Origin of the sequence: Bradyrhizobium pachyrhizi (genome assembly GCF_029714545.1) — a bacterium.
GTDB lineage: Bacteria > Pseudomonadota > Alphaproteobacteria > Rhizobiales > Xanthobacteraceae > Bradyrhizobium > Bradyrhizobium pachyrhizi.
The window spans coordinates 1,019,988-1,044,361 of record NZ_CP121667.1 but is presented as its reverse complement, the minus strand read 5'-3'; the positions used below and the strand labels follow the sequence as shown (position 1 = coordinate 1,044,361).

Genomic DNA, 24,374 nt, shown 5'->3' with positions numbered 1-24,374 from the left:
AACCGACAATCTGCCTAAGTAGTGTTAGGGCGCGTACTCATAAAGCTTTGCCAATGTCCGCTTCGCTCCGCTACCGACGGCCTTTGTGCAATCGCGGCAAATGACGCGTTGGGCCAATTCCGGACTCCACCCGCTGACTGGCCATTCAATGATTACCACCGTCGATAACGCGGAGAGCCGGTTGGCCTGCCGTGAGCGGCACGTTGTAGGTAACGACCGGCTGGGTGAGACCCTTCAAAGCAAGCGCGCCAAAAGGTTCAGTCGCAACGCTTCCTTTGAGTGCCACATTGACGCGCTGACTGAGCAGAATTTGGCCGTCCTTGGCCTCGCCGCACAGCCGCGCCGCCACATTGCACACGGTGCCAATCGCAGTGTATCCGGAGCGCTCGGAAAATCCGATCTGGCCCAGGGTCGCGTAACCTTGGGCGATGCCAGCGCCAAAGCCCAACTCACGACCTCGCTCGCGCCAGGCCGCGGTCAGCGACGACGCAGCCTCGCGCATCGCGATGGCCATCTTGACCGCGCGCTCGGCCGGGTCGGGGATCGGTACGGGGTCGTTGAAGAACACCATGATCCCATCGCCGGAGAACTGGTCGAGCGTCCCCTCGAACTGGCTGACGAGCGGACCTAGCGCGCCGTGATACTCGCGCAGGAAACCCAACACCTCCTCGGGCTCGGCTTTCTCTGTGAAGGCGGTATAGCCGCGCAAATCGCAGAACACGACGACGATCTCGCTGCGGTGGCTTTCGAGGATCTTCTCATTTCCCTGCGAGACGATCAGTTCGGCCAGTTGCGGAGCGAGGAAGCGCTTCAGACGTCCGACCCGGCCCAATTCCTCGACTTGCTCGGCGACACGCGCTTCGAGTCCCCGATTAAGCTCCGCCACTTGATCGGTCCGGGCGCGCAGTTCCTTGAGCAGCCGCGTGTTCTCGATCGCGATCACCGCCTGTGCAGCAAAATTTTGCAGCAACTTGACCTGCTTGTCGTTGAACTCTTGCACCTCCTTGCGGTAGACGGCAAAGGCGCCAACAAGCTCGCTCTCCTTGAGCATCGGCACAATCAGAACGGTGCGGGCTGCGGCGACCTTGTAGATCAGATCGTCGGGATGCTCTGTCGCAATATCGGCAATGTGAACCAGCGCCTTGGTCTCGACGAGGCGCCGCAGCGAAGGCACCCCATCAAACGGCGCGATGAAGTGTGGCGGCGTTTCTTGGTCGGGCGCATACAATTGCGGCACGCTTTGCGCGGCCATTCGCGCCACTCGCCGCAACCTGTCGCCTTCGTACAGGAGCAGCGTCCCAAAACTGGCGCGGCAGATGCGCACGGCATTTTCCAGCATGGCCTCGAACACCGGCCCAAGCTCGCCAGGCGAACCCGCGATGACCTTCAATATCTCGGCCGTAGCCGCTTGCTGCTCGCGGGCCTCCTGCAACTCTTTGGTCACATCGGAGATCGGAGAAATGCGGCGCCCATTTTTAATGGGCTTTTTGCGGCCGCCCGTAGAGTTCGCCTGGCGGGTTTTCGCCGCGCCCCTCTTGCCTCTCGTTTTTGATGGCCGCGCCATATCTCCCCCGGGGGTCCGGAGGCGCATCCTATCGGGTCAGGCCACAATTATGGAAGGGCAGGTATAGCCAGAATTACCCCTTGCCAAATAGCGGCCGATGTCGGCTCCGGGTCTTGGCCGTGTAAAAACGGTCTCAAGAGAGGTCGGTTCTGAGAGCCAAGAGCCGAGGGTGTCTCAGGCGGCGATCGCCGCGATCAGCGGCTTGGTTCCGATGATGTTCATGACCCGTGTGAGGTTGTAGGCCAGGACGGAGAGTGCCATCTCGGCGGCGACCTTCGGAAGGGTTTTGGTGAGGAAGTGCGTCGCTCCCATGCGGGCCTTCATCGTGCCGAACGGATGCTCGACTGTTTCTCGACGCTGGCGCATGGCCTGTGGATTTGCATCAAGGCGCTGCTGCACAGCTTCGAGCAGATGCTCTTGCTCCCATCGTGGAATCCGCCGCTCTGGCCCTGTCGTGCACTGGGATTTGAGCGAACAGTTCTGACAGGCTGTGGTCCAGTAGCGCCTTATCTCCTTGCCATCTTCCTCGCTCGTGAAGCGATATGGCAGTTGCTCCCCAGCCTGGACAGCGATAGGCGTCTTCCTCCGGCAAATAGACAAAGTCCTGCTTGCCGAAACGCCCATCTGACTTGGCGCCCGACGTTTGCGGCTTGGGCAGAGTTACCGTGACGCCGGCCTCGTGGCACGCGAGGATCTCCAGGCTGCTGAAGTAGCCGCGATCGGCCACGGCCTCGAGCGTCTCGGTCTTTAGAACGGCCTTCGCCTGCTTGGCCATGCTGGCTAGTTGGGCCCGATCTGAGCCGCTGTTCGTGACCTCATGTGCCACAATCAGATGATGCTCGGTATCGACGGCAACCTGCACGTTGTAGCCGACGACGCCGGAACCGCGGCCGCTCGTCGCCATCGAACGGCTGTCGGGATCGGTCAGGGAGACTTGCTGATCAGGCGAAGCCAGCATCTGCTTCTCGTAGACGGCAAGCTTGCCCATTTCCTCCTTCAGCTTGGTCAGCTTCTCGCTGAGCCTTGTCACCTTCGAAGCCAGCGCCTCGCTCGGCTCCTGTCGGTCGGCGGTATCAAGCTGGCTCAGATAGCGCGCGACGCTCTCCTCCAGCTGGGCACGCCGCCGTTCCACCTTCGCCCGTGTGAAGTTCTTGTCCCGGTTGTTCACGGCTTTGAACTTGCTGCCATCGATGGCGACACTCGCCGTCGCAAGAAGCCCCATCTCACGGCAGAGTTCGACGAAGCGCACACAGACCTTGCGTAGCGCCAGGCCATTGTTCTTGCGGAAGTCTGCGATCGTCTTGTGATCGGGAGCCAGCCGACCCAGCAGCCACATGACCTCGACATTGCGTCCGGCCTCTCGCTCCAGGCGTCGGCTCGACTGCACCCGGTTCAGATAGCCATAAATGTAAAGCTTCAGGAGAACCGAGGGATGGTACGACGGCCGACCGGTCGTCGCCGGCTCCACCCCTTCGAAGCTCATCTCGGCCAAATCGAGCGTGTCGACAAACACGTCGATCACGCGAACAGGGTTGCTCTCGCCAATGAAATCGTCGAGGCATTCGGGCAGTAGCGTCGACTGCCCGCGGTCCGCCCCCGCAACGAAGCGCTTCATCAATTCCCCCGAAGAATCGCGGGACGATCATAACAGCGGGCGGCGTTTTCACACAGCCAGGGTCATTTTCGACGGATTGTCGGTTGGTTGATGTCCGCTTCTGTCCATAAGCGCTGAAGCCCGGGCTGGCCGGCCCGAGAGACCGTTGCGTTCGGCCAGAGCCCCGTGATTCAAGCTCCCAAACTGGGGGCTCGAATCATGCGCTACGAACTCGCCGATTATGAATGGAGTACTACCAAGCCGATGCTGCCGAATAAGCCGCGAGGCGTCCCTCGGGTGAACGACCGCCGTGTCCTCAATGGCATTTTCTGGGTCTTACGCTCCGGAGCACCCTGGCGTGATCTGCCCGAGGCGTTTGGTCCGTACTCCTCAACGGATATCCTAACCACGCTACGCTTTCGACTGTCGAGGGAGATCGCGCGGCATGGATGCCGCAACTATATCGATCGGCATGCGCAGGCTGCTGCTCGCTGGCTCGCCGTAGCGCACCGACGTTTCTGCAGTCGAGCCAACGCAGCGTAGCTCGCCGTCGAGAACCAACGCGCCGCCTCGTAATGATCCTCGAATTTCTCCGGCTCGAAATGGCCGCTCTTCCGCGCGACGATGTGCTTTGCGTGGAGTCGAGCATGTCCTTGGTGACCTTGACGTCCTGGATGTCATCAAAATATTCCGCCGCATCGCGCACCTCATAGGGTAGCGCAGCGGCATGACGACTGCGTCGGGATCGGCGTAGGGGCGGTCGGCGGCATATTTTATTTGACTGGCTTCTATCGTTCTCCCGGTCACCATATCTATGGCGGGTTCGTGGAGGACCGCCCGTTCGGTCGACCCGGACGACCCCCAACACGTTTAAGCTGAGGAAGGCCGCGTTCGCTTTGCGCTCACGCCACAGCGCAGGGAGCTTCGCAGGACGGATTGGCGGCAGTGTTTCTCCAATCGCATCGGTATGCGGTTAGTCTCTCCTGCATGGGTCCTCAACTTGCTCCACATGTGCCATGGGGGTATTTGCGCCCGGGGGTTGCAAGCTACTAGGCTCATAGTCTAACTGGCGACCTGCGCATGCATCGATATGATGCAATGGTGTAGGGGGAAAATATAATGACGGGAGCGCCGCAACCCGGTGACTTCGTCCGGGTCCGCACCCGCCGTTGGCTTGTCGAGGATGAGCGCACAGTCAATAGTGAACTCAGAGCCCTTCGCCTCGCTTGTGTGGACGATGACGCTCAGGGCGAGACGGTCGAGTTATTGTGGGACGCGGAACTTGACGGTGCGATGTTAGCCGACGAGGGGTGGTCTGCGGTCTCAAAGATCGGAACCGACGATCCGACAGTTTTTTCGGCCTATTTGCGAACTCTACGCTGGAACACCGCGACAGCGGCGGATCGTGATTTGTTCCAGGCGCCGTTTCGAGCGGGTATCCACCAAGACGCTTATCAGCTGCTGCCGCTGAGAAAGGCTTTGCGGCTTCCGCGCATCAACCTGTTGATTGCCGACGACGTCGGTGCTGGCAAGACGGTCGAGGCTGGCCTAGTCCTGCGCGAAATGCTCCTTAGGCGGCGGGTCAACTTCGTCCTAGTGGCTGCGCCAGCAGGCATGGTGCGCCAGTGGCAGGACGAACTCGAGGCGAAGTTCGGTCTGTCGTTCGTGCTGGTCGACCGCGAGTATCTCACCACGCTTCGGCGTGAGCGCGGCTACACCGCAAACCCATGGTCGTCCGGGTCGCGGTTCATCATCTCGCACTCGCTGATGGTCGACGAGACATACGTCGGCGGTCTTCGGGACCTATTGGGCGAATTCCGCGCGCAGGCCCTGCTTATCCTGGATGAAGCACATCATGCGGCTCCGGCCAGCGGGTCGCGTTACGCGATCGACAGCCAGTTCACCCGGGCCGTGCGGGGTCTGGCTTCGCGTTTCGAACATCGTCTCTTTCTGTCAGCCACGCCGCACAACGGACATTCAAATTCATTTTCGAGCCTGCTCGAAATCCTCGATCCGCAGCGCTTCACGCGCGGTGTCCCGGTGCGCCCGGGCGAACTCGATGCGGTCATGGTCCGCAGGCTCAAGTCCGACTTGCGACACTTTGGTGAAAAGTTTCCGGAGAGGGTCGTTGAACCGATTGTCCTGGATAATCTGCGTGAAGATGCACCGGAGTTGGTTCTCGCGCGTAAGCTGGCGGAATACGGCGAGATCATCCGGGCGCGTGCGGCAAATCTTCCCGCGCGACAGGCAGGCAATGCGCGGCTTGGCTTCATCGGCCTGCAGCAGCGGCTTCTGTCATCGATTGCGGCGTTCGCCAGGACGCTCGAGGTTCATCGGAAGGGCCTTGATCGCGCCGATGGTGCCGGCCTCGAGGGGGCAGCAGAAACATTTGTCCAGGGCGGCGCCGAACCGGAAGACGAGCCGATCGAGGAAGACGGCGAGAAGCTCATCCAAGACGACGAGGACGCTGCAGCCGAAGCCGCCGGTGCAATTTCAGCTGCGGTGTCAGATCTCGCCATCGTGACTGAAATGCTCGAGATCGCGAGGGAGCATGCGCAGCGCCCGGACGGTCGTATCGCCTGGCTGGCAGATTGGGTACGCACCAACATGGCGCCCGGCGGCCGCTGGAACGAGCACCGTCTGGTCCTCTTCACCGAATACGAAGACACGCGCCGCTGGTTTGAAAAAAGGCTAGCCGAGGCGCTCGACGATCTGCAGGCCGACGATCGGATCGCCTCGTTCACCGGCGCGACGCCCCTGATCCGTCGTGAGGAGCTGAAACGCCGTTTCAACGCGGACCCGGCACAGGACCCGCTGCGCATTCTGATCTGTACCGATGCGGCGCGCGAAGGCATCAATCTCCAGATGAGGTGTCACGATCTCATTCATATCGACCTCCCCTGGAACCCGGCGCGCCTGGAGCAACGCAACGGCCGTATCGACCGCAAACTGCAGCCGTCTTTGAAGGTTTGGTGTCGGTATTTCGTTCATGCGCAGCGTGAAGAAGACGTCGTCCTGGAGGCGCTGGTACGGAAGACAGAGCTGATCCGGACGCAACTTGGCTCGGCCGGCCAGGTAATCGCGCATCGACTTTCGGATCGGCTCGAACGCGAGGGCATCACTCGACCGAAGTCGCTGGCGCGTGAAATAGATGAGGAAGTCGACGAGGGTCTGCAGAAGACCGCTGTCGCCGAGATGGATGACGAGACCCGCGCCCGGCGGGCTCGCCAAGCCAAGGACATCGACGATCTCCGCGAAACGCTGGAGCGCTCGCGTGAAAAGGTAGGCGTCGATCCGGACGGGTTGTGTGCTGTGTTCGCAACGGCGCTCGCCCGCGCTGGGATTTCTCTCGATAGCGCGCGGGCGGGCGAGATCGGTGGTACGCCGCTATTCAATCTCGACCCCAACGCTCCCCTCTTCGCATCCGGCGGCTGGCCAGAGGCACTCGATGATTTGCGCATCCGGCGCAGGAAGCGCTCCGAGAAGCTGAAGGACTGGCGAGCGGAGGTGCCGCTGCGCAGCATCTCGTTCCGGCCGGCGCTCACCGAGGACACGGTCGATGCCGAAGGTGTTCTGCAACTGCACCTCGAGCATCGCCTGGTTCGTCGCCTGCTGTCGCGTTTCCTGAGCCAGGGCTTCGCGTCGGGTTTATCTCGAGCTTGCGTGGTCGTTGGCCCTGGCGCTCAGCCGCGCGTGATCCTGCTCGGGCGTCTCGCCCTGTACGGGCCAGGTGCGGCGCGCTTGCATGAAGAAATAATCCTCGTCACGTCTGCCTGGACGGAAGCCGGACGCGGGACGAAGCCCCTCAAGCCATTCGGCAACGTGCGGGAAGAAGCTACCCTGGATCAGCTCGATCAGGCTTTTCGCAATCCGAGATCGCCGGCGGGCAACGTCGTCGAACGCATCCGTCAATTGGCGACGCAGGATGCCGCGGACCTGGAACCTGAGTTGCGGCAGCGCGCAGAGGCCCAAAAAGCGGCCGCCATCAAACAGCTGCTCGCGGTCGGCGAAGCGGAGGCGAAATCCCTACGCCGTCTCTTGGAAGACCAGCACAAGCGTGTCGCCAGGGCCGATGCCGAGTCGGACGACAAGCAGCTCTCGCTTCTGCCGGAGCTGCAGGCCGAGGCAGAACAGCGGCGTCGCGACCGGCGTCACTGGAAGGTGAAGCTAGAGAAATTGACGACGGAGATTGAGCAGGAGCCCGAGCGAGTTCGGCGGGCCTATTCGGTCGTCGCCGATCGACTGGAGACGATCGGCCTCGTGTATCTCTGGCCGGAAACCAACTGACGATGTCTGTGATCGATCCCAACGCCGAGTGGATCGGCAACGTCCAGCCGACCGGCCTCGTCGTTGCTGCAAATGTGCTCGCCCGTCACGGGCTGAACCCGTCGGAGCAGACCCGCGCCGACACTGAAACCGTACGCGCCCTCCTGTCTGCTGACGAGGACAGATCGGCACTGCGCGATCCTTGGGCGTTCTTTATGCAAGTCCTCGGCTGGCGAGCAACACAGGTCGCCGGTACGGTAGATGGGCCAGCGGTGCCGGCAGACTTGTCAATCCGCATCGAGGAAAGCGCCGCCGACCTGGCTCCGCACTGGGCGGTGTCCGACCCCGATAAGGGATGGCAACTCCTGGTGCGCCTCGAGGCCCCCGGCGTCGAACCCGATCAGCGCGGCGCGCTACAGGACTGGGAAGCCACGCCCCACCAGCAGCTCGAGCGGTTGCTGCGCGAGACCGATGTCCCGGCCGGTCTCCTGCTCACCGACAACGAACTGCGTGTTGTCTTCGCGCCCCGAGGAGAGACCAGCGGCTGGCTGAAGTTTCCGCTTCGCTCTCTCGGCGAGGTCGGGGGACGACCGATGTTGGGCGGGCTCAAGCTGATGCTTTCCTCGTTCCGGCTGCACAATGATGCGCCGGACCGGCGGCTGATCGGCCTGCTCAAGGAAAGCCGCGAGGCTCAAGCAGAGGTCTCGACCAAGCTTGCTGCTCAGGTGCTGGGCGCGTTGCACGAGCTTCTTCGCGGATTGCATTCTGCTGACCGCGACCGCATCGAGGCGCTGGCGGCGAGCCGGCCTGGTCATCTCTACGAGGGTCTGCTGACAGTTCTGCTGCGCCTTGTTTTCCTGCTCTATGCTGAAGACCGCGACCTAATCCCATCGCGTGCCGATGGCGAGGCGAGAGCGCTTTATGACCAGGGCTATGGCGTTCGTTCTTTATATTCGCGCCTGCTCGACGACGCTGCCCGCTATCCGGACACGATGGACGAGCGGCGCGGCGCGTGGGCGCGCCTGCTGGCGCTCTTCCGCCTCGTCCATGGTGGTGACGGTACCGGCTGGATCCTCGGCCGCGGCGGGAAACTCTTCGACCCCGAAGCTTTTCCGTTTCTACAGGGGCAGGACGCGCCGGCTGAACCGCCCGCGCCCCCGATTGTATCGGACGGTAGCATTCTGCACATTCTCGATCTGCTGCTGAACATCGATGGGGAACAGCTGTCTTATCGCACTCTCGACGTCGAGCAGATTGGCAGCGTCTACGAGACTGTGATGGGGTTCACGATCGAAACGCGCCCCGGCCCAGCCATCGCGATCCGCGCCGGCAAGAATGACCGCACACCAGTGTTCGTCGACGTGGCGGCGCTGACTGCAAAGAAAGGAACGGAACGCGCGACGTTCCTCGAGGAAGAGGCTGATCGAAAATCGGTCACGGACAAGGTGGGAAAGCCTCTCGCGGCGGCAACGGATGTCGCCGGCGTCGTCGCGGCACTTCGGCCCATTGTGGACGAGCGTGGCTCGCCCGGCGGCCAAGTCGTGCCTCCCGGCACGCCGCTGCTCCAACCGACCGACGAGCGACGCCGCACCGGCAGCCACTACACGCCACGCAGCCTCACCGAGCCGATCGTGCGCCATGCACTAGAGCCGGCGTTCGCGCGGCTCGGACCGGATGCGACCCCGGAGCGAATACTGGACCTCAAAGTGTGCGATCCGGCGATGGGCTCCGGTGCCTTTCTGGTTGAAGTCTGCCGCGCGCTCGCTGGACGTGTGGTGAAAGCCTGGGAGCGATGGCCGAACACGAAGCCGATCATTCCGCCAGACGAGGACGCGGATCTGCATGCCAAACGACTCGTTGCGCAGCGTTGTCTCTACGGCGTCGATAAGAACCCACTCGCGACCGATCTCGCCAAGCTATCGCTGTGGCTCGCAACGCTCGCGCGCGATCACGAATTCACCTTCCTCGACCATGCATTGAAGTGTGGCGACAGCCTTGTTGGACTAACCACCGAGCAGATCGCGGCAGTGCATTGGGATACATCCAAGCCTCCCACTTTTGTGGGCAAGCTTGTGCGCGATCATTTAAACGCGGCTGAGGAAGGCCGCGCGCGCATCCGATACCATGCCGATGGGGCAACGGAGGCAGAGTTGCGTCCGCTGCTGACGGCGATAGACGCGAAGCTTGAAGTGGCACGCCTGATCGGCAACGGTGTAATTTCGGCCTTCTTCCACGCGGAGAAGCCGAAAGGACGGATCAAGCGCCTAGTCGAATTTCAGAAGGCGGTGCAAACCCAACTGGACTCTCGTGACTGGGTCGGCGCCGCGGCATTATTCGCCGAAACACTGGCCACTACCGAACATCCCGTTCGACCGTTCCATTGGACACTGGAATTCCCGGAGGTCTTTGCACGGGACCGTGGCGGCTTCGATGCGATAGTTGGCAACCCCCCGTTTCTCGGGGGCACGCGGATTGCGCCCGAATTGTCGAAACGTTATGTCGAATATCTCAAGGACCAATTCTCTGACGCGGGAGACCGCGCTGATCTTGTCAGTTACTTTTTCCGAAGAAGTTTCGATCTGCTCCGCGAGGATGCAACATTTGGACTTATTGCCTCGAATACCATCGCACAGGGTGACACACGAAAGGCCGCCCTTAAGAAAATCTTGGATACGGGTGGTTCAATTGCTCGTGCGCAACGGCGCTACAGATGGCCCGGGGAAGCGGCCGTTGTGGTAAGTATAATTCACGTCATCAAGGGCGCCGCACCGTCGCCGGTTCTGGACGGAATAGCTGTCCCAACTATTACTTGCTTCTTGCTTGGCGGCGGCCCCAATGAAGATCCCATCCAGCTTGCTTCAAACGATGACGGTGCCTTCGAGGGCATGGTCCCGTATGGCGATGGTTTCATGGCCACGGGGAACGAGTTCCGGTCTTCTGCATCGTCAGGCAAATGGGTATTCCCATTTGCTCGAGGGAAGGTTGTGAATGCGACGGTAGAGGCAAAACCACCTGATTTCATAGTCTATTTCGGGGACACTCCCCTCGCGTCAATCGACGACAACGAACTCGTGGCGGCGCTCGCAGCTCGGGTAAAACCTGACCGCGCACGACGCAGCAAGGAGGTTGCGCAGGCTGATTGGTGGACCTTCTGGCGGCCACGCGTTCGACTGTGGAACATCATTAGGTCTAAGAACTCTATCCTCATCCGAACACGAGTGTCTCCGCATCATGCCATCATCCGCTACAAGACGCCCGTAATCCCCGATACTAGTCTAGTGGCATTTCCGCACGAGAATGACGCTTGGTTCTCCATGCTTCAGTCCCGCGTCCACGAACTCTGGGCACGGTTTTTCTCCTCATCGATGAAGGACGATCTTCGCTACACTCCTTCCGACTGCTTCCGCACTTTTCCATTCCCGCACGCGTTCGAGACCGACCGGACGCTGGACGACATTGGCAAATCCTATCAAGCATTTCGCGCTGAGATGATGCTCGATCGCAATGAGGGGTTGACCAAGATCTACAACCGCTTCCACGCTCGCAGCGAGAACGGGCACGATGTTGCCCATCTGCGCAACTTGCACGCCGAAATGGACCGCGTTGTCCTGCGCGCGTACGGCTGGCCCGACCTCGCCGAGTGCGCTGTTCCTGAATTCATCGAGCAGCAAGTCGACGAAGGCAAGAAGCCGAAAACGAGGCTCGACTGGCCGGCGGAGTTTAAGGACAACGTTCTCGGTCGGCTCCTCGAGCTGAATGCGGAACGCGCAGCAGCAGAGCGCGCCATGGGCGTGGTCAGCACCGTCGTGGGGGACGACGAAATAGATGAGGAGATTGATACCTGATGCCAGCAGCTCCCGTTCCCTCCAACGGCGCCATTCGTAGTCGGCTCGTTGAAACGCTGCGCCGCGATCTCGTCGGCCCTAGCCTTGAGGACGCCGACATCGCTCGCGAGTTGCTGAAGAACAGCCCTTCTCGCTGGTATCTCACCGGCTATCTCGCGCCAGCGCTCGAGGACATCCCGGAGGGAGCCGAAAACATCGAAGATGAAGGCGATCCTCACTTCAGCGACGAACCAGCAGATCCTGAAACCGGAACTGGTGGCGGACGCGCAGCCGATGATCCAGCCGACGACGAACCGTCGGCGCGGAAAAGTAGGCTGCCTTCATCGTGTGGCCTGACGGTCCTGATCGATGCGTCGGTCAAGGAAGTCGAGGTCTCACTGAACTGGGGCGACTACGTGACCGTTCCGCCGCTCCCTGACGAAGTGTTCCTTGACGAGAAGAAGCAGTTCGATCCCGCCTTTAGGAATGTGCAGTGGCAGCGGGTGCCCGGTGAGGCGACGCTCCGCTTGCCGGTCCCGAATGGTCGCGGAAGACGCGTGATCGTGCCAGGCTCGGCCGGCGTCCAACGTCCCGGTGGTGCACTGTACCTCGAGGCGCACGCGCGGCCCTACGTGCTTGATCAACCAGACGGATCTACGCGCAATGTCATGGCATTGACCGTGACCGTGGTCAATCGACGTAGCAGTACACGCCGCCGCTTCATCGATGTGAGCTTTGCATTCCAGGTGCGGCTCGAGGTGCGCTCCGCTCCAGGCCTCTATCCCCGCGCCAACGTCACCGGCTATGCATCTTCCGACCTCGATGCAGCTCTCGCCGACCTCCATTATTGCGACGTCGCGGATTATGCCGTTGGGTGCAACACGTCGGCCGGCTGGGAGCCTGACGAAGATGGCGTGGTTCGAGCTGCCTACACCGATTTCCTGCCGGCCGCCGAGGTCGAGCGGGTTGAGCCAAACGAAGACATCGGCGGTGTCGAGTTTGGAATGGAGGCACTGGCTGCGCTCGCCGCAAGTGGTCCGGAAGCGTTGCGCGATGCGCTGCGCCAGCTTCCGGCGCACTACGAGGACTGGATCATCGAACAGCAGGCGACGATCGCAACGATCCAGGGCGTGCCCCGCCAAGCGACAGCGCAGCGCCTTGTCGCCGCCGCGCGCCAGGCACGTGACCGCCTTGCCGAAGGCATCGCCCTCCTTAGTGGGGATCAGCATGCGCGGCTCGCATTCCGGGCGATGAACGAGGCGGTAGCGCGCGCCGCCCGTCAGCGCGATGCCGGTCAGGGCGGGGATCCGTTAGCACAGCGTGTACCGAAGTGGCGGCCGTTTCAGCTTGCCTTCATTCTGCTGAACCTTTCCGGCTTGCAGGACCGCCTGCACCCAGATCGGGAAGTCGTGGACCTCCTGTTCTTTCCGACCGGAGGCGGCAAGACCGAGGCGTATCTAGGTCTAGCGGCCTGGACGATCGCTCACCGGCGCATCACAAACGGGGGAACGCTCGGCGCCGGCGTCGCGGTGCTGATGCGTTATACGCTGAGGCTCTTGACGCTCGATCAGCTGGCACGCGCAAGCGGGGTGATCTGCGCATTGGAACTAATGCGAGGCGAACCTGCATGGCTCGAGGGTGATAAACGCACCCTCGGTGACTGGCCTATCGAAATCGGATTGTGGGTTGGGTCGGCCGCTTCGCCAAATCGGCTCGGCAAGACAGGCGACGGCCGCAAAGACACCGCGGTCGCTCGTGTGCGGCGTTTCCGGCGCGACGGTCGGGAAGCACCCGCACCTATCAAAGCATGCCCTTGGTGCTCGACGCCGTTTTCACAAGACAGTTTCGCCTGCATCCCGACCGTGAACGCGCCGCGCAACATGGAAATCCGCTGCGCCAATCCCGGCTGCGCGTTCTCCGGGACGCGGTCGCTGCCGATCTTGACCGTCGACGAGGTGATATACCGGCGGCTACCTGCGTTCATCATCGCGACCGTCGACAAATTTGCCGGCCTTCCGTGGCTCGCCGAGGCCGGCGCGTTCTTCGGGCATGTCGACCGGGAGGATCAGTGGGGCTTCTATGGCGCCGCAGATCCTAGCGGCTCGGGGACTCGGCTCTACGGCGGTGGGACACTAGCCCCGCCCGCGCTCATCATCCAGGACGAGCTGCACCTCATCAGCGGGCCGCTCGGTACGGTGGCGGCGCTCTATGAGGTGGCGCTCGATCGGCTGGCGACACGTGTCTTGGGCGACAAGCAGGTCCGTCCGAAGATCGTGGCCAGCACGGCCACGGTTCGTCGCGCCGGGCAGCAGATCAAGGCGCTGTTCGACAGAGATCGGACGGAGGTGTTTCCGCCACCTGGCCTTAGCCGCCGCAACTCTTTCTTTGCCGTCACGGTGCCGCCTTCGCAGAAGCCGGCGCGCCTGTATGTCGGCATGGCAGCACCTGGAAAGGGGCCGAAGCTGATCTTCCTGCGAGCCTTGACGACACTGCTCGCGGCAGCCGAGAAGCAGGCGCAGGACGGCGGAGATGCCGAGGCGTACCTCACCGCGCTCTGCTATTTCAATGCGCTGCGCGAACTTGGCGGAGCGCGTCGCATCGTTGAGGACGAGGTGCGCGCGAAGCTGGCCACATACGGCACCGATCGTCGCCGGATCACGCCGCCCGATGAACCGTTTGCGGACCGCCGCCTGCGCGACGTCATGGAACTGACTTCCCGCGAAAGTACCGACAAGGTCGCTGCCGCAAAGGACGCTTTGGCCAAACCTTGTGCTGATCCAAAGCAAGGCGTGGATGTCGCGCTGGCGACCAACATGATCTCCGTTGGCCTGGACATCGGACGGCTCGGCCTAATGGTCGTGCAGGGTCAGCCGAAATCCGCAGCAGAATATATTCAGGCGACGAGCCGTGTTGGTCGACAAGCCGACAAGCCAGGCCTCGTGCTGGTGTTGCTCAATGCGCACAAGGCACGCGATCGACTGCACTATGAAGGCTTCCGACATTTCCATGAGTGCTTCTATCGCGCTGTCGAAGCGACCAGCGTGACGCCGTGGGCGGCCCGCGCCATGGATCGTGCCTTGGCGCCCGTGTTGGTAGCCGCAGCCCGCCACCTCATTCCGGCGTTGACCCCCGACGCAGGCGCCGGGGACATCGCCGACTACAAGACAGCCCGTGCGACAATCCTGAAAATGATGCTCGACCGAGCCCCGGCTGCCGACGTGGTCGGCGGTCATACAGCTCTCCGCGACGCCGTAGAGCGGCTGATAGATGCCTGGGAAGCGCTGGCCAATGACAAGCGCGCCAACGCAGAACATCTCTACTATGGCTATCCGCGGGAAAAAGCGCTCCTCCATGATCCGCTCGACCCGCTGCTGGGTACTCTTGATCCGGATTACCGGAAATTCACAGCAGGCAGGTCGATGCGTGATGTCGAACATGCGTCCGTCTTGAAGGTCACCGACCCCTACGGTCAATCCCTAGGCTGAGGAGCGAACGATGGCAGACGACAGGGTTCGGGTGGGTCAGGTGATTGGAGTGTTCGGTCCGGGGTCCATGCTGGATCTGCCGGAACGGTCCGTGCTCGTCCTGGGCCTCGAACACTGGGAAATGTTCGGTACTGGTACCTTCAGGGTCATTGAGGAGGTACGACTTGCGCGGCTGCTCCATCAGCGTCTAAAGGACGACGGAAGGCTCGTTGCCGACCGTCCCCCCGAGTTGCGGACACCACCCATCGATGCGGGAGATCCGAAGCGCCCGTCGCCTGGGATCAAGGCGACCGTTTTTCCGCGCTGGTTTGCATGTGATGCTGTTGCTGGGGATCCGCCTAATCGGCGCCGGCTGGTTCGCTTCCAGGATCTCGAGCCTCCGAAGCGGCTTGAGTACAAGGGCGACGATGGCAAGCGCCGGAAGGCCTCACCGATCCGCTTCGTCTGCGGTTGCGAGAACGGACACCTGCAGGACATCGAGTGGCGACGCATTGTTCATCAGAGCTTTCGTGATCGTGGTGTGGGCGGCGCCTCTGGCCCTTGCCGAGAGCAGATGTGGCAGGAGGATGCCGGCACGAGCGCGGATCCTCGCGATATCCGCATCACATGCGACTGCGGCGCTTCGCTGTCGCTGGAGGAGCTTTTCCAACAAGGTCGCCTCGGGCCGTGCCCCGGGGAGCGGCCCTGGATCGGCGATCGCGACCCAAATCCATGCAATGCGTCTGTGGGTCTCCGATTGCTCACACGGAGTGCCATCAACACTTACTTTCCTCAGGTCGCCAGGGTCGTTTCGCTGCCGCAACGAGTGGACGAGCTTGCGCGACGTATTGAGGCCTTTTGGTCGGTGCTCGAGGGGTGCGGGTCGGCTGATGATATCAAGGCGGCGCGCCGGTTTAATCCGCCGCTGCGAGCCAGCCTGGAAGCCTACTCAGATGAGGCGATCTTCAGTCGGCTGCAATCGATGCATAGTGCTGGAACGCAGGTCGACACCGCAGAGGATCCGAGGATCGCAGAGTTTCAATTGCTCGCCAGCGGTGACGCGTTGATCGGATCAGACAGTCCCGACGCGCATCTGCATGCAGAGACGTTGGACCGGACGATTTGGGATCCGGACGGAGACGCTGTTGCGAGCGGGATCAAGTCCCTCGTAGCCGTTCACAGGCTACGGGAAGTAGCCTGCCTTTACGGCTTCACGCGGTTTGAGCCTGCTCCTCTCGCGACCGACGAACTCGAGGACGTTGGGCTCGCAGTCAGCGGCGCCCCGCTCGCTCAGATGCCTGACTGGCTCCCCGCGGTAGAGCAGTTTGGTGAGGGTTTCTTTGTACAATTCGCTCCGGAAGCCTTGAACGATTGGCTGGCTCGGCCGTCGTTGTTGGTGCGTGCAACCCAGTTGCAGGGCGGCGCGACAGCGTGGATCAATCAGAAGCGGGCGCGTGGCGAGAAGGTCAGCGAGAACAACGTTCGTGAGCGAGCACGACCTGAGTACATTTTTGCGCATACTCTTGCGCATGCTTTGATAAGTGAAGTCGCAATTGATTGTGGTTATCCCGCAAGCTCGTTGAAAGAGCGCCTTTACGTGCTGCCCCGTGCTCCTGGACGGCCAATCCAATGCGGAGTTCTGATTTACACTGCCTCCGCCGGAAACCAAGGCACGTTAGGCGGGCTCGTCGAGGTCACGCGGCGGTTCGTGCCGCTCCTCAAGTCTGCTCTTGAACGAGAGCGCCTTTGCTCGGGGGATCCAGTTTGCGCCGATCACGATCCGACGGCAGCCCACGACGATCGAACGCTTCATGGCGCAGCGTGCCACGGATGTCTCTTGATTGCCGAAACGAGCTGCGAGGCAAGAAATCTGTTCCTCGATCGCGCACTGGTCGTGGATACGATGGGTCAGACCAACGCGAGCTTCTTTAGCTGAATGTAATCTGGAGCTGACAGTGCAACGTTCACACCGCAAAGCGCTGGGGATGGTGGGGGCGCAGCAAGACCTACGAGCCTTGGCGCCGGCGCCCTGATTTCGCCGTCAAGCTGCGCCGGCGCTGCGCGGAATGCGGCGAGGTCCCGCCGTCGCCGGAGGACTTTCTGGAGTCCACCGTCACCGCATCGATATCCAGCTTTCGCTCTTGTGAACCGAAATCATTGTATTTCACCAGTAAGTACAATAACTTATGTAAATTTGTCGCACCACGGTGCTCGGGGGCTCCGCAGGGCACAAGCAAGGCGATGCCATGGGTCGGGCGGTCGCCTCCCAATGAACGGTCCCCATGTCGGCGCACCGCCGCGCGATGAACCCACTATAAAATTTACATTTTGCGCTAAGGTGACGAGCCATGGCTACCGCGCAGAAAGAAAGAGCACCGTTCAATCGCGACGTCCTTCAATGGGCGCGCAAACGAGTGCGGCTGTCCCTGGATAGCGCCGCAAGAGGAGCCGGTGTAACGCCCGACCATATACAGCGGTGGGAAGCAGGTGCAGACGTCCCGACAGTGAAGCAAGCCCGCAAGCTGGCAAATGTCTACGACGTGCCGTTCATGGAGTTCCTTTCGAAGGAGCGGCCGAAGATAAAAGAGCTGGAGCTGGTTCCAGATTTTCGGCTGCACTCGGACGTTGAAGCCCCGAACGAGCAGCACGAGCTCCTTCTAATCCAGGCGGAGGCTGAAGAAACACGCCTCAACGCGCTCGACCTCTATGATATTCTAAGGATCAAACCTCCCGTCCTTGACGACTCGTTCTATTGGGCCCTCGGAAAGAGCCCCGAAGCGGCAGCAGCGTCCGTACGTGAAGTGCTGAAGCTGCCGATGAGCGAGCAGTACTCACGCAAAGGAAACGTCAAGGCGAAGTTCATCAGCGCGTTCCGGAACTACCTAGAACGCGCCGGCATCATTACCATGAAGAATTCTGGTCTGGCGGCCTTCGGCGCGCGAGGGATGTGCCTCTTTGCAAGCCCGCTTCCCGTGCTCGTCTTCAGCAAAGAAGCCCCTACCGCGCAGGCCTTCACGCTTGCGCATGAGCTTGGACACGTCGTCGTCAAGGAGAGCGGGATCAGTGGGCCAATAGGAACAGCACCCAACAAGACTCGCGCGCGGCAGGTGGAAGATTGGTGTGATGGATTTGCAGGCGCCTTCCTTATGCCGAAGGCCGAAGTCGTTCGGGTCCTCTATCCGGTGCCGCGCCGACCAGAGAGCGGCATAGACGACACAAGGATTGCCGCCGTGGCCAACGCTTTCTGCGTGAGCCGCCACGCCGCACTGGTTCGCCTCGTTGAACTTGGTTACGTCGAGGAAGAGTTTTACTGGCGGGTAAAGAGACCTCAATTTCTTCAGCAAGAGAGAGATTTCAAGGGCGGTGGTCGACCCGAATATTATGGCTCAAGATTTCGGTCGTCGCGCGGCGACCTTTACACTGGACTTGTCCTTGAGGCGTGGTCGAACGGAATGATCACGAACCACAATGCGGCGGAGTTCATGGGCATCAAAAATCTCGCCCACCTCGATGACATCCGGAATCATTTTAGAAACTAATGAAGAAGTATTGCCTCGATACATCGGGGTTGAGCAACCCTCTGGAGTTCATGCCAGAGGACATCCACCCGACCATCTGGGCCAAGGTTGCTGGTTTGGTCACGGAGGGGACGTTTGCCGTGACAGTCGAGATATACGAGGAGCTCGAACATCTTCCTGGCCCCATCGGGGAGTGCATCAAGGCTAATGGCGCCGCCCTCCAGATGGAAATCGAAGAGGAGAATTGGGACTGGAAGACATACTTGGCGCACTACGAGGAGATGAAGGTCCGACACGCGTCAGTCATCTCTGACTACAACGGCAATCGCAAAGGTACGATCGGATTGAATGACCTAACGATCATTGCGCTAGCGAAGACTCTTGGTCTTCCGGTGGTCAGCAGTGAAAAGAAAACGAACCTTGATCAGGATAGCGCCAAGCGACAAAAAATCCCTGACGTTTGCGATAAAGAAGGTGTGGACCACCTCAATTTCAACGACCTACTTCGCGCGGAAGCGATCAAGAACTGATGCCCGAGAGCATCAGGCGCTGGTGTAGTTCGCGTCACCGGGCCGGAATAGGCGCATGCCGTCAGGGGGCGGCGCGCCTGTCGGGTTTCCGGACCTACGTGAAGCTCCGCAAACTTGATCGAGCCTCGGTCTCGAGTAGCTTTACCGCGATGGCATCGCGATTCGTGGCCGGTGCATAGCTGGGGCGCTCAGATCAAAAGGTTACAAGGCCGAAACGGTCGTACGCGGGGCGTGCGTTAAATGGTTTGAGCACTTCGCTGCCGATCGAACCGCCAAAGGTAGCAAGGTCAAACATTGGCGAGCGCGATGCGCGCACAGAATTCGGGGTTTTAACTTGCTACCCTTGCGGACAAACGGTCGTGCTCCGACGAGCATTTCCATCGTTTGATGGTTTCACCTTGTTACCTTCTTCGCGACATCCAGGTGCTAGCCTTGGTGAATGTCCGCTGTGTGTGGGGCATTCGGACCAAGTCCGCTAAGCCAAGCAGTTCAGCTCGGCCCAACTTGCGAACCGCCGTTTTCGATGGATTGCGAGAAGCACAAGCATTGGAAGCGTCCTGGCACAGAAAGGCTTCTAACCGATCACTTCGTCGATCGCCCCAGCTTCAAGTCAATTGCGCACGGTCCGCTCCGATTGAACCTAATCCTGAAATTCACATCAGATCCGACCGACAGCTCCGAGAGCACCTCCGGGTCTACAAGCGAGTTGTGCGCAAAAACGTTGCTTGGATAACTTCCCGAACGGATGAAGAAGAATTGGGGTTTCATTCCATCGACCGTTCCGGAGTATCTGCCAAGCAATGACGTTATCGCTGACTCCTTACGCGGAGCGACCCTCCGGAAACTTGGCGGCGCCTTCGCGTTGATGTAATCGAACAGCTCCGACACCCTTTGCGGCTGGCCACGGTAGAACAAGAACTCACACAGGACGTAGCGCTCTTCGTAATTCGCATCTCCGGCCGAGAAGCTGTTGCGGAGGTGTTGCTCAACAAGATCGGCGTCAAAGTTCGGCTGCCGGAGGTAATGCAGTGCGAGCATTTGGTGGGCCTGCTTGTCATCCGCGTTACGGGTCAGCGCTTCCTTCAATATCTTTTCAGCGTCGACCTCGCGCTTCCGCGCCTGATAAATTCGAGCCACGCGGATTGCCAACCCGGATCCTCGCGGGCCGGCCGCCCAAGCACGTTCGAGAGCCCACAGGGCTTTATCCTTCTGATCCAGTTCGCTCCTCAGGCGCGCTTCTACTTGGATAATATCAGCGTCATCCGGAAACTCTTGCTGAGCCTTCAGAAGCGCGGTCTCTGCATCCTTTACTTTCTCGGCAAAGAAAATCGCGTCGTGGGGCTTGGCATCCTCCGCCAACGCCCTGCCGATATCCTCAACTTCGTCCACCAACAGCTTGCAGCGGCTCGACACGGTGAAGCGGTCGTTGTGGGGCAACTCGGCCAGCCGCGCCCTCACCCGCCTGCGGAGGGATTCCTTCAAGATACCCGAGGGTTCGTCGCTCGCCCTCCGGCGGTCGATTTCGGCCTGCGTGTGAACGATACTCTTGTTCTTTGGGTCCAGCTCATGAGCAACAGCCGCATGCCTCTCCGCGTCAGCAATTGACCCCTGAGGATGGTTAAGCTCGAATACAGCCCACTGCTGATGCAAAAATGCCTGAGTAGGAGCGGCATTGATGGCAGCTTCGTAAATGCCGCGCACCTCGTCGGGCTTATTGAAGTTTTCGACGAGGCCCCGCCCTTTCGTCATTTCCTCCAGGGCGCGACGGTCTGACGAGTAGCCAACGTCGATGCCATCCAAAATCCGGATGAACTGGCGCGCCTTGGCTTCGTCGGTCGGACAGACCTGCTTAAACACGAGTTGAGCCACGCGAGCATGGCGCGTGCGGTAGACGTAGTCACCCGAATAGCTATCGGTTGTAACCCTGACGATGTTTTCTAGCGGGTGGAAGAAGTTATTTTTGTACTCCTCAAAATCGATACCCGAGATACGAGAAATCGTACCGGCGCGGATGTTCACACCGAATTGGTGCATGGTCGCGATATCGAGGTAGAGCTGGCGGGCCTGCTCGGGGTTTACGTTTTGATGCTCGGAGAAGACAATCTCCTCAAACGGCTTTCCTTGCGTCAGCTCATGGAGAGCCACGAGGAGCTGCCTGGCGGCGCGCCCCATAAACGCTTCGACACGCTCTTCATGATTCTTCTCCTTGAGCAATCCGAGGCACGAGTGCTTTTCAAGAAGGTCAAGTAGCAGGCTTGTCTCGTCTCCGGACAGGTTGCCAACGCGCTTTTCAACGGGTTCAAGGTCTTCAAGGGCACCACAGTAGGTGTTCCAGTCCGCGTCCCGCTCAGCTCCCACGATGACGAGCGGGATTTGTCTTTGCTTGGCGATTTTGTACAGTCCCAGAAGCTTATCAACGTGGAGCGCGAGCTGATCGACAAACAGGTAGATCGTCGCGTTGGTTAGCTCGTGGATTTCCAAGAATACCTCTGGACGGAGCGCGCCATCCTCGTTCAGCCAAAGCACCAGGGCGCTCGACGCGGTAGCCGCCTCAAATGCGGTCCTCTTCAGGACAATTGATTTTCCGGCTCCTCCCGGACCCCTTGTCACGACGAGCAGCGGCCCCTTCACATTCTCGTTTTCAAGAAGGATTGTGAAAAGGAGTTCGTCCTCGATTTTTCGCCGGGCATCTAACCGCTGGACGATACTTCCCCAGCCGCTGTCATACCCTGAGTAAAACCGTTCCGCTGTCTGCGGCGCCGATGCCATGCCCGCATGCACATGCGTGAGGTCGTTCTGCAGTGCCAGCTTAACCTTGTCTGATTCCTCGACCCGCTGGACGTAGAATTTACGAAGCGGCAATTCGGACACTGCATCGCTTACCGATAGCGATCGCCAAAGGGGCGGAACGGCCGCATCGAGCGACTGCATGAACTCGGCGAATTTTGCTTTGATGACTTCGACATTCTTCGAGGACCAGTAATTGATATCGTAGTCCTCTGCATCGGGCGTTACGATGTACCAGCGCGGCCGACGATTGATCTCCAGCTTGTAGATCAGTTCTCGAATGTGAGGGTCATCAAGCCGATATCCGATGAAGAGTAGGGTGGACTCTCTGGCAAGCTGCTTCAATCGCTCGAACAGGTGGGTTCGGTTGGCTGAGTACGTTGCATACTGCTCCTTGGCCAGGACGAGAGGTACGTCCTTGTCATAGATATGATCGAGGCAGCCGTGCAGCTTCAGATAAGCCACGGGATTTGTGACCGCCTGCATCCGCTCCTCAACGGGCTCATCGTCCTTGACGAACCGCACAAGTGACTGCAAGCGCTTTGATGAGCTGCTGTAGGCCTGCTCCACGAGAGTATCGTAGTTTGTGGTGGCGATCGTGCGCCAGTTGAAGGCACTTAATGCTATGTGGGCTTGGGATGGTGGGAAACCGTCGAAGGCCTTTTGCACAGCATCATAGACGAGGCCCGTTCCCCCGGCCGACGATATCGCCATGTCGGAAACGGCCATCACGTCGCGATTTGGGATCAACTTGCCAAAGAACTTAAGGGCCAGGATGTCCCTAAGCTGGTCGGCGTCAGGAGGCATTTTGCCCGTAGAATTACGGGATTCCTTTGAGGCTCCAGCTCCCAAGAACGGAATCACCCGCTTGCTCTTGACTGCCTCAACCAGCACGTCAGGGATTTTGACGAGCGGCGCTGCCGGTTTTTTCCCCATGGAAGCCCCCAAAAACAAAGGGCTCTATTGATTCGAGCCTTTGGGACACTTGCTAGTTGTGAGAGGCGCAGTTGCAAGCCCTAAATTGGGCTAACACCCGGTTGCGAGCGTCGCGAGGCGATAGGGGCCGGATTGGCCATCATGTCCGCTATGCCGCCGAAAGCGGAAGTAAGTTCACAGCTTAGCGGCACGGCCACGGGGCTTTGTCGGTTGATGGCGCGGCAGTCCGTTCGCGGAAACAGCGAACATGCCATTCTCAATCGGCGCAGCGCATCCTGGCGCGAAATCTACAGCGGTTGCGGCGAGAACGGGGTTGTCACAGGAGGACTTGGCTGCGGCGGCCAGGACGCGGCAGGCCTTGGTCAGTGCAATCGAAATCGGCACAGCAAATCCGACCTTGGCCTCGCTGGCGAAGCTTGCGGCCACGCTTGACGTCTCGCTGGCGGAGCTTTTCAGCCGCGACGACGAAAGCGGACGCCCGCGCCGCGATGCTGCTCGCGGACACCTCTCCTTTAACGATCTGTTAACGATTTCCTTTTGGGGAGCTACATCTTTGCGGCACACGTTTCGGCGCGCGCAAGGCCCCCCGCCCGGCCAAGCGTCCCCCTGGGGTAAAAATCGAAGGCGCGCAGCGTGAGGGCTCCGACGCGGCTGTAACGAGCGACCGATCGGCCGCATCAACCCCAGCCAGCGAGCCCCCATGAAACGCGACCTCTATGCGGAAGTCTCGGCGCGCATCGTTGCCGAGTTGGAAACCGGCGCGATGCCGTGGAATAAGCCATGGTCGACCACATCCGGCGCGAACACGCCGTGCAACGCGGTGACGAACCGCCCCTACTCAGGGTGCAACACCGTTCTACTTTGGATGGCGCAGGCGGCAGGCTATCGCACGCCGCGGTTTCTCACCTTCAAGCAAGCGCTGGAGCTGGGCGGCCACGTCCGCAAGGGCGAGCGCGGAACGAAAATTTACTTCGTCAAGCAGCTGAAAATCCAGGAGGGGGCAGACGGCGAACGCTCAACGCGCCTCGTCTCCATGATGCGTGAGTACTCAGTCTTTAACGTCTCGCAATGCGAGGGCCTTCCCGACAGCGTCAAGATCGGGAAGCCGGCGCGCGTTCGTAACCCTGATCGCCGCGACGACTTTGCCGACGAATTTCTGCGCTCAACGGGCGCGGACATCCGCGAAGGCGGCGAGGCCTGCTATGTGTCGAGCCGGGATCTTATCTCAATGCCGACCTTCGAGGCGTTCAAGGGCGCGGATCATTTCTATGGCACGGTGTTTCATGAGCTGACCCACTGGACCGGGCACAAGAGCCGACTTAATCGCGATCTGAAAAACCGCTTCGGCTCGCGCCGCTACGCGGCGGAAGAGCTGATTGCTGAGCTGGGCGCGGCATTCCTGTGTGCAGAGTTTGGCTTCGATGGTGATCTCCGGCACGCCGGCTACATTGCGACCTGGACCGACCTTCTAAGGGCAGACAAGCGGGCCTTCTTCACCGCTTGCAGCCAAGCGTCCAAGGCCGCGGACTATTTGCGCGGCCTGGCGCTGCAAGCGCCGGCAGTCGTTGCGGCATGAGGCACCGCCATGCGCCCTCCCGCACCCGCCCATGAGGCATTCTTCGACATCCACCCGGTGACCGGCGCCTCTATCGAGATTTTCTTTGCCGACCAGTCACTGGAAACGTTCGGCCGGCGCGACGCTGGCTGGTTTTGGTGGCCGCGCCGGAGCGGGTTCGCGCCTACCGGGTCGGCGATTGGGCCGTTTCCGACAGGCTACTCAGCGTATCGGGACGCACTGCATTCGGCACGGCGGGCCACCGGCGCATCTTTTTTCGGGCTGCGGTTGCAATCAGGTTGCAACAAAGATCGGATAGAAAACGTTCGGAGCGCC

11 protein-coding genes and 3 pseudogenes are annotated in these 24,374 nt (G+C 60.6%); 9 read left to right on the top strand and 5 right to left on the bottom strand.

What is annotated here, in order from left to right:
- Nucleotides 1-145 precede the first annotated feature (145 nt).
- Together QA639_RS04670 and QA639_RS04665 are read right to left on the bottom strand one after the other, a co-directional pair.
- Nucleotides 146-1,564: an adenylate/guanylate cyclase domain-containing protein gene (locus QA639_RS04670; protein WP_283089264.1), complete on the bottom strand. Its 1,419-nt coding sequence runs from the start codon at nt 1,562-1,564 to the stop codon at nt 146-148.
- Nucleotides 1,565-1,738: 174 nt separating this feature from the next.
- A pseudogene (locus tag QA639_RS04665) lies at nt 1,739-3,179 on the bottom strand (IS1182 family transposase).
- Between the two features lie 243 nt (nt 3,180-3,422).
- Here QA639_RS04665 and QA639_RS04660 point away from each other — a divergent pair.
- Nucleotides 3,423-3,542: pseudogene (locus QA639_RS04660) on the top strand (transposase); the annotation flags it as partial.
- Between the two features lie 179 nt (nt 3,543-3,721).
- Here the strand turns inward: QA639_RS04660 and QA639_RS04655 are convergent.
- Nucleotides 3,722-3,873, bottom strand: a pseudogene (locus QA639_RS04655) (non-homologous end joining protein Ku); the annotation flags it as partial.
- A 404-nt stretch (nt 3,874-4,277) separates the two neighbouring features.
- Between QA639_RS04655 and drmD the strand changes: the two are divergent.
- The 6 genes from drmD to QA639_RS04625 all read left to right on the top strand — a co-directional run bounded on the left by drmD (nt 4,278) and on the right by QA639_RS04625 (nt 18,760).
- Complete coding sequence (gene drmD, locus QA639_RS04650; protein WP_283089263.1) at nt 4,278-7,445, top strand: DISARM system SNF2-like helicase DrmD; 3,168 nt, start codon at nt 4,278-4,280, stop codon at nt 7,443-7,445.
- A 2-nt stretch (nt 7,446-7,447) separates the two neighbouring features.
- Nucleotides 7,448-11,269 carry an Eco57I restriction-modification methylase domain-containing protein gene (locus tag QA639_RS04645; RefSeq protein ID WP_283089262.1) on the top strand — a complete coding sequence of 1,274 codons (3,822 nt, stop codon included), beginning with the start codon at nt 7,448-7,450 and terminating at the stop codon, nt 11,267-11,269.
- Nucleotides 11,269-14,733 carry a DISARM system helicase DrmA gene (gene drmA, locus QA639_RS04640; RefSeq protein WP_283089261.1) on the top strand — a complete coding sequence of 1,155 codons (3,465 nt, stop codon included), beginning with the start codon at nt 11,269-11,271 and terminating at the stop codon, nt 14,731-14,733. Before QA639_RS04645 ends, drmA begins: the two co-directional genes overlap by 1 nt.
- Nucleotides 14,734-14,743: 10 nt before the next feature.
- The gene (drmB, locus tag QA639_RS04635) at nt 14,744-16,648 is read left to right on the top strand and encodes a DUF1998 domain-containing protein (protein WP_283089260.1); all 1,905 of its coding nucleotides are present in this window, start codon (nt 14,744-14,746) and stop codon (nt 16,646-16,648) included.
- Between the two features lie 412 nt (nt 16,649-17,060).
- Entirely contained in the window at nt 17,061-18,251 is a 1,191-nt protein-coding gene (locus QA639_RS04630) for a helix-turn-helix domain-containing protein (protein WP_283089259.1), read from the top strand.
- Between the two features lie 50 nt (nt 18,252-18,301).
- The gene (locus tag QA639_RS04625; RefSeq protein ID WP_283089258.1) at nt 18,302-18,760 is read left to right on the top strand and encodes a DUF4411 family protein; all 459 of its coding nucleotides are present in this window, start codon (nt 18,302-18,304) and stop codon (nt 18,758-18,760) included.
- Nucleotides 18,761-19,342: 582 nt separating this feature from the next.
- Here the strand turns inward: QA639_RS04625 and QA639_RS04620 are convergent.
- Together QA639_RS04620 and QA639_RS04615 are read right to left on the bottom strand one after the other, a co-directional pair.
- The gene (locus QA639_RS04620) at nt 19,343-22,483 is read right to left on the bottom strand and encodes a P-loop NTPase (RefSeq protein WP_283089257.1); all 3,141 of its coding nucleotides are present in this window, start codon (nt 22,481-22,483) and stop codon (nt 19,343-19,345) included.
- 174 nt (nt 22,484-22,657) lie between these two features.
- Entirely contained in the window at nt 22,658-22,909 is a 252-nt protein-coding gene (locus QA639_RS04615) for a hypothetical protein (protein WP_283090723.1), read from the bottom strand.
- On the opposite strand from QA639_RS04615, the gene QA639_RS04610 reads away from it, so the two are divergent.
- Entirely contained in the window at nt 22,797-23,120 is a 324-nt protein-coding gene (locus QA639_RS04610) for a helix-turn-helix domain-containing protein (protein ID WP_283090546.1), read from the top strand. The genes QA639_RS04615 and QA639_RS04610 overlap by 113 nt on opposite strands.
- A gap of 63 nt (nt 23,121-23,183) precedes the next feature.
- Complete coding sequence (locus tag QA639_RS04605) at nt 23,184-24,059, top strand: ArdC family protein (protein WP_283089256.1); 876 nt, start codon at nt 23,184-23,186, stop codon at nt 24,057-24,059.
- Nucleotides 24,060-24,374: the final 315 nt, after the last annotated feature.

Excerpts from the sequence above, each read along its gene's own strand:
- QA639_RS04645 (WP_283089262.1), top strand. The coding sequence starts at position 7,448 with ATGTCTGTGATCGATCCCAACGCCGAGTGGATCGGCAACGTCCAGCCG.
- drmB (WP_283089260.1), top strand. The coding sequence starts at position 14,744 with ATGGCAGACGACAGGGTTCGGGTGGGTCAGGTGATTGGAGTGTTCGGT.
- QA639_RS04605 (WP_283089256.1), top strand. The coding sequence starts at position 23,184 with ATGAAACGCGACCTCTATGCGGAAGTCTCGGCGCGCATCGTTGCCGAG.
- QA639_RS04670 (WP_283089264.1), bottom strand. The coding sequence starts at position 1,564 with ATGGCGCGGCCATCAAAAACGAGAGGCAAGAGGGGCGCGGCGAAAACC.
- drmD (WP_283089263.1), top strand. The coding sequence starts at position 4,278 with ATGACGGGAGCGCCGCAACCCGGTGACTTCGTCCGGGTCCGCACCCGC.
- QA639_RS04630 (WP_283089259.1), top strand. The coding sequence starts at position 17,061 with ATGGCTACCGCGCAGAAAGAAAGAGCACCGTTCAATCGCGACGTCCTT.
- drmA (WP_283089261.1), top strand. The coding sequence starts at position 11,269 with ATGCCAGCAGCTCCCGTTCCCTCCAACGGCGCCATTCGTAGTCGGCTC.
- QA639_RS04620 (WP_283089257.1), bottom strand. The coding sequence starts at position 22,483 with ATGGGGAAAAAACCGGCAGCGCCGCTCGTCAAAATCCCTGACGTGCTG.
- QA639_RS04625 (WP_283089258.1), top strand. The coding sequence starts at position 18,302 with ATGCCAGAGGACATCCACCCGACCATCTGGGCCAAGGTTGCTGGTTTG.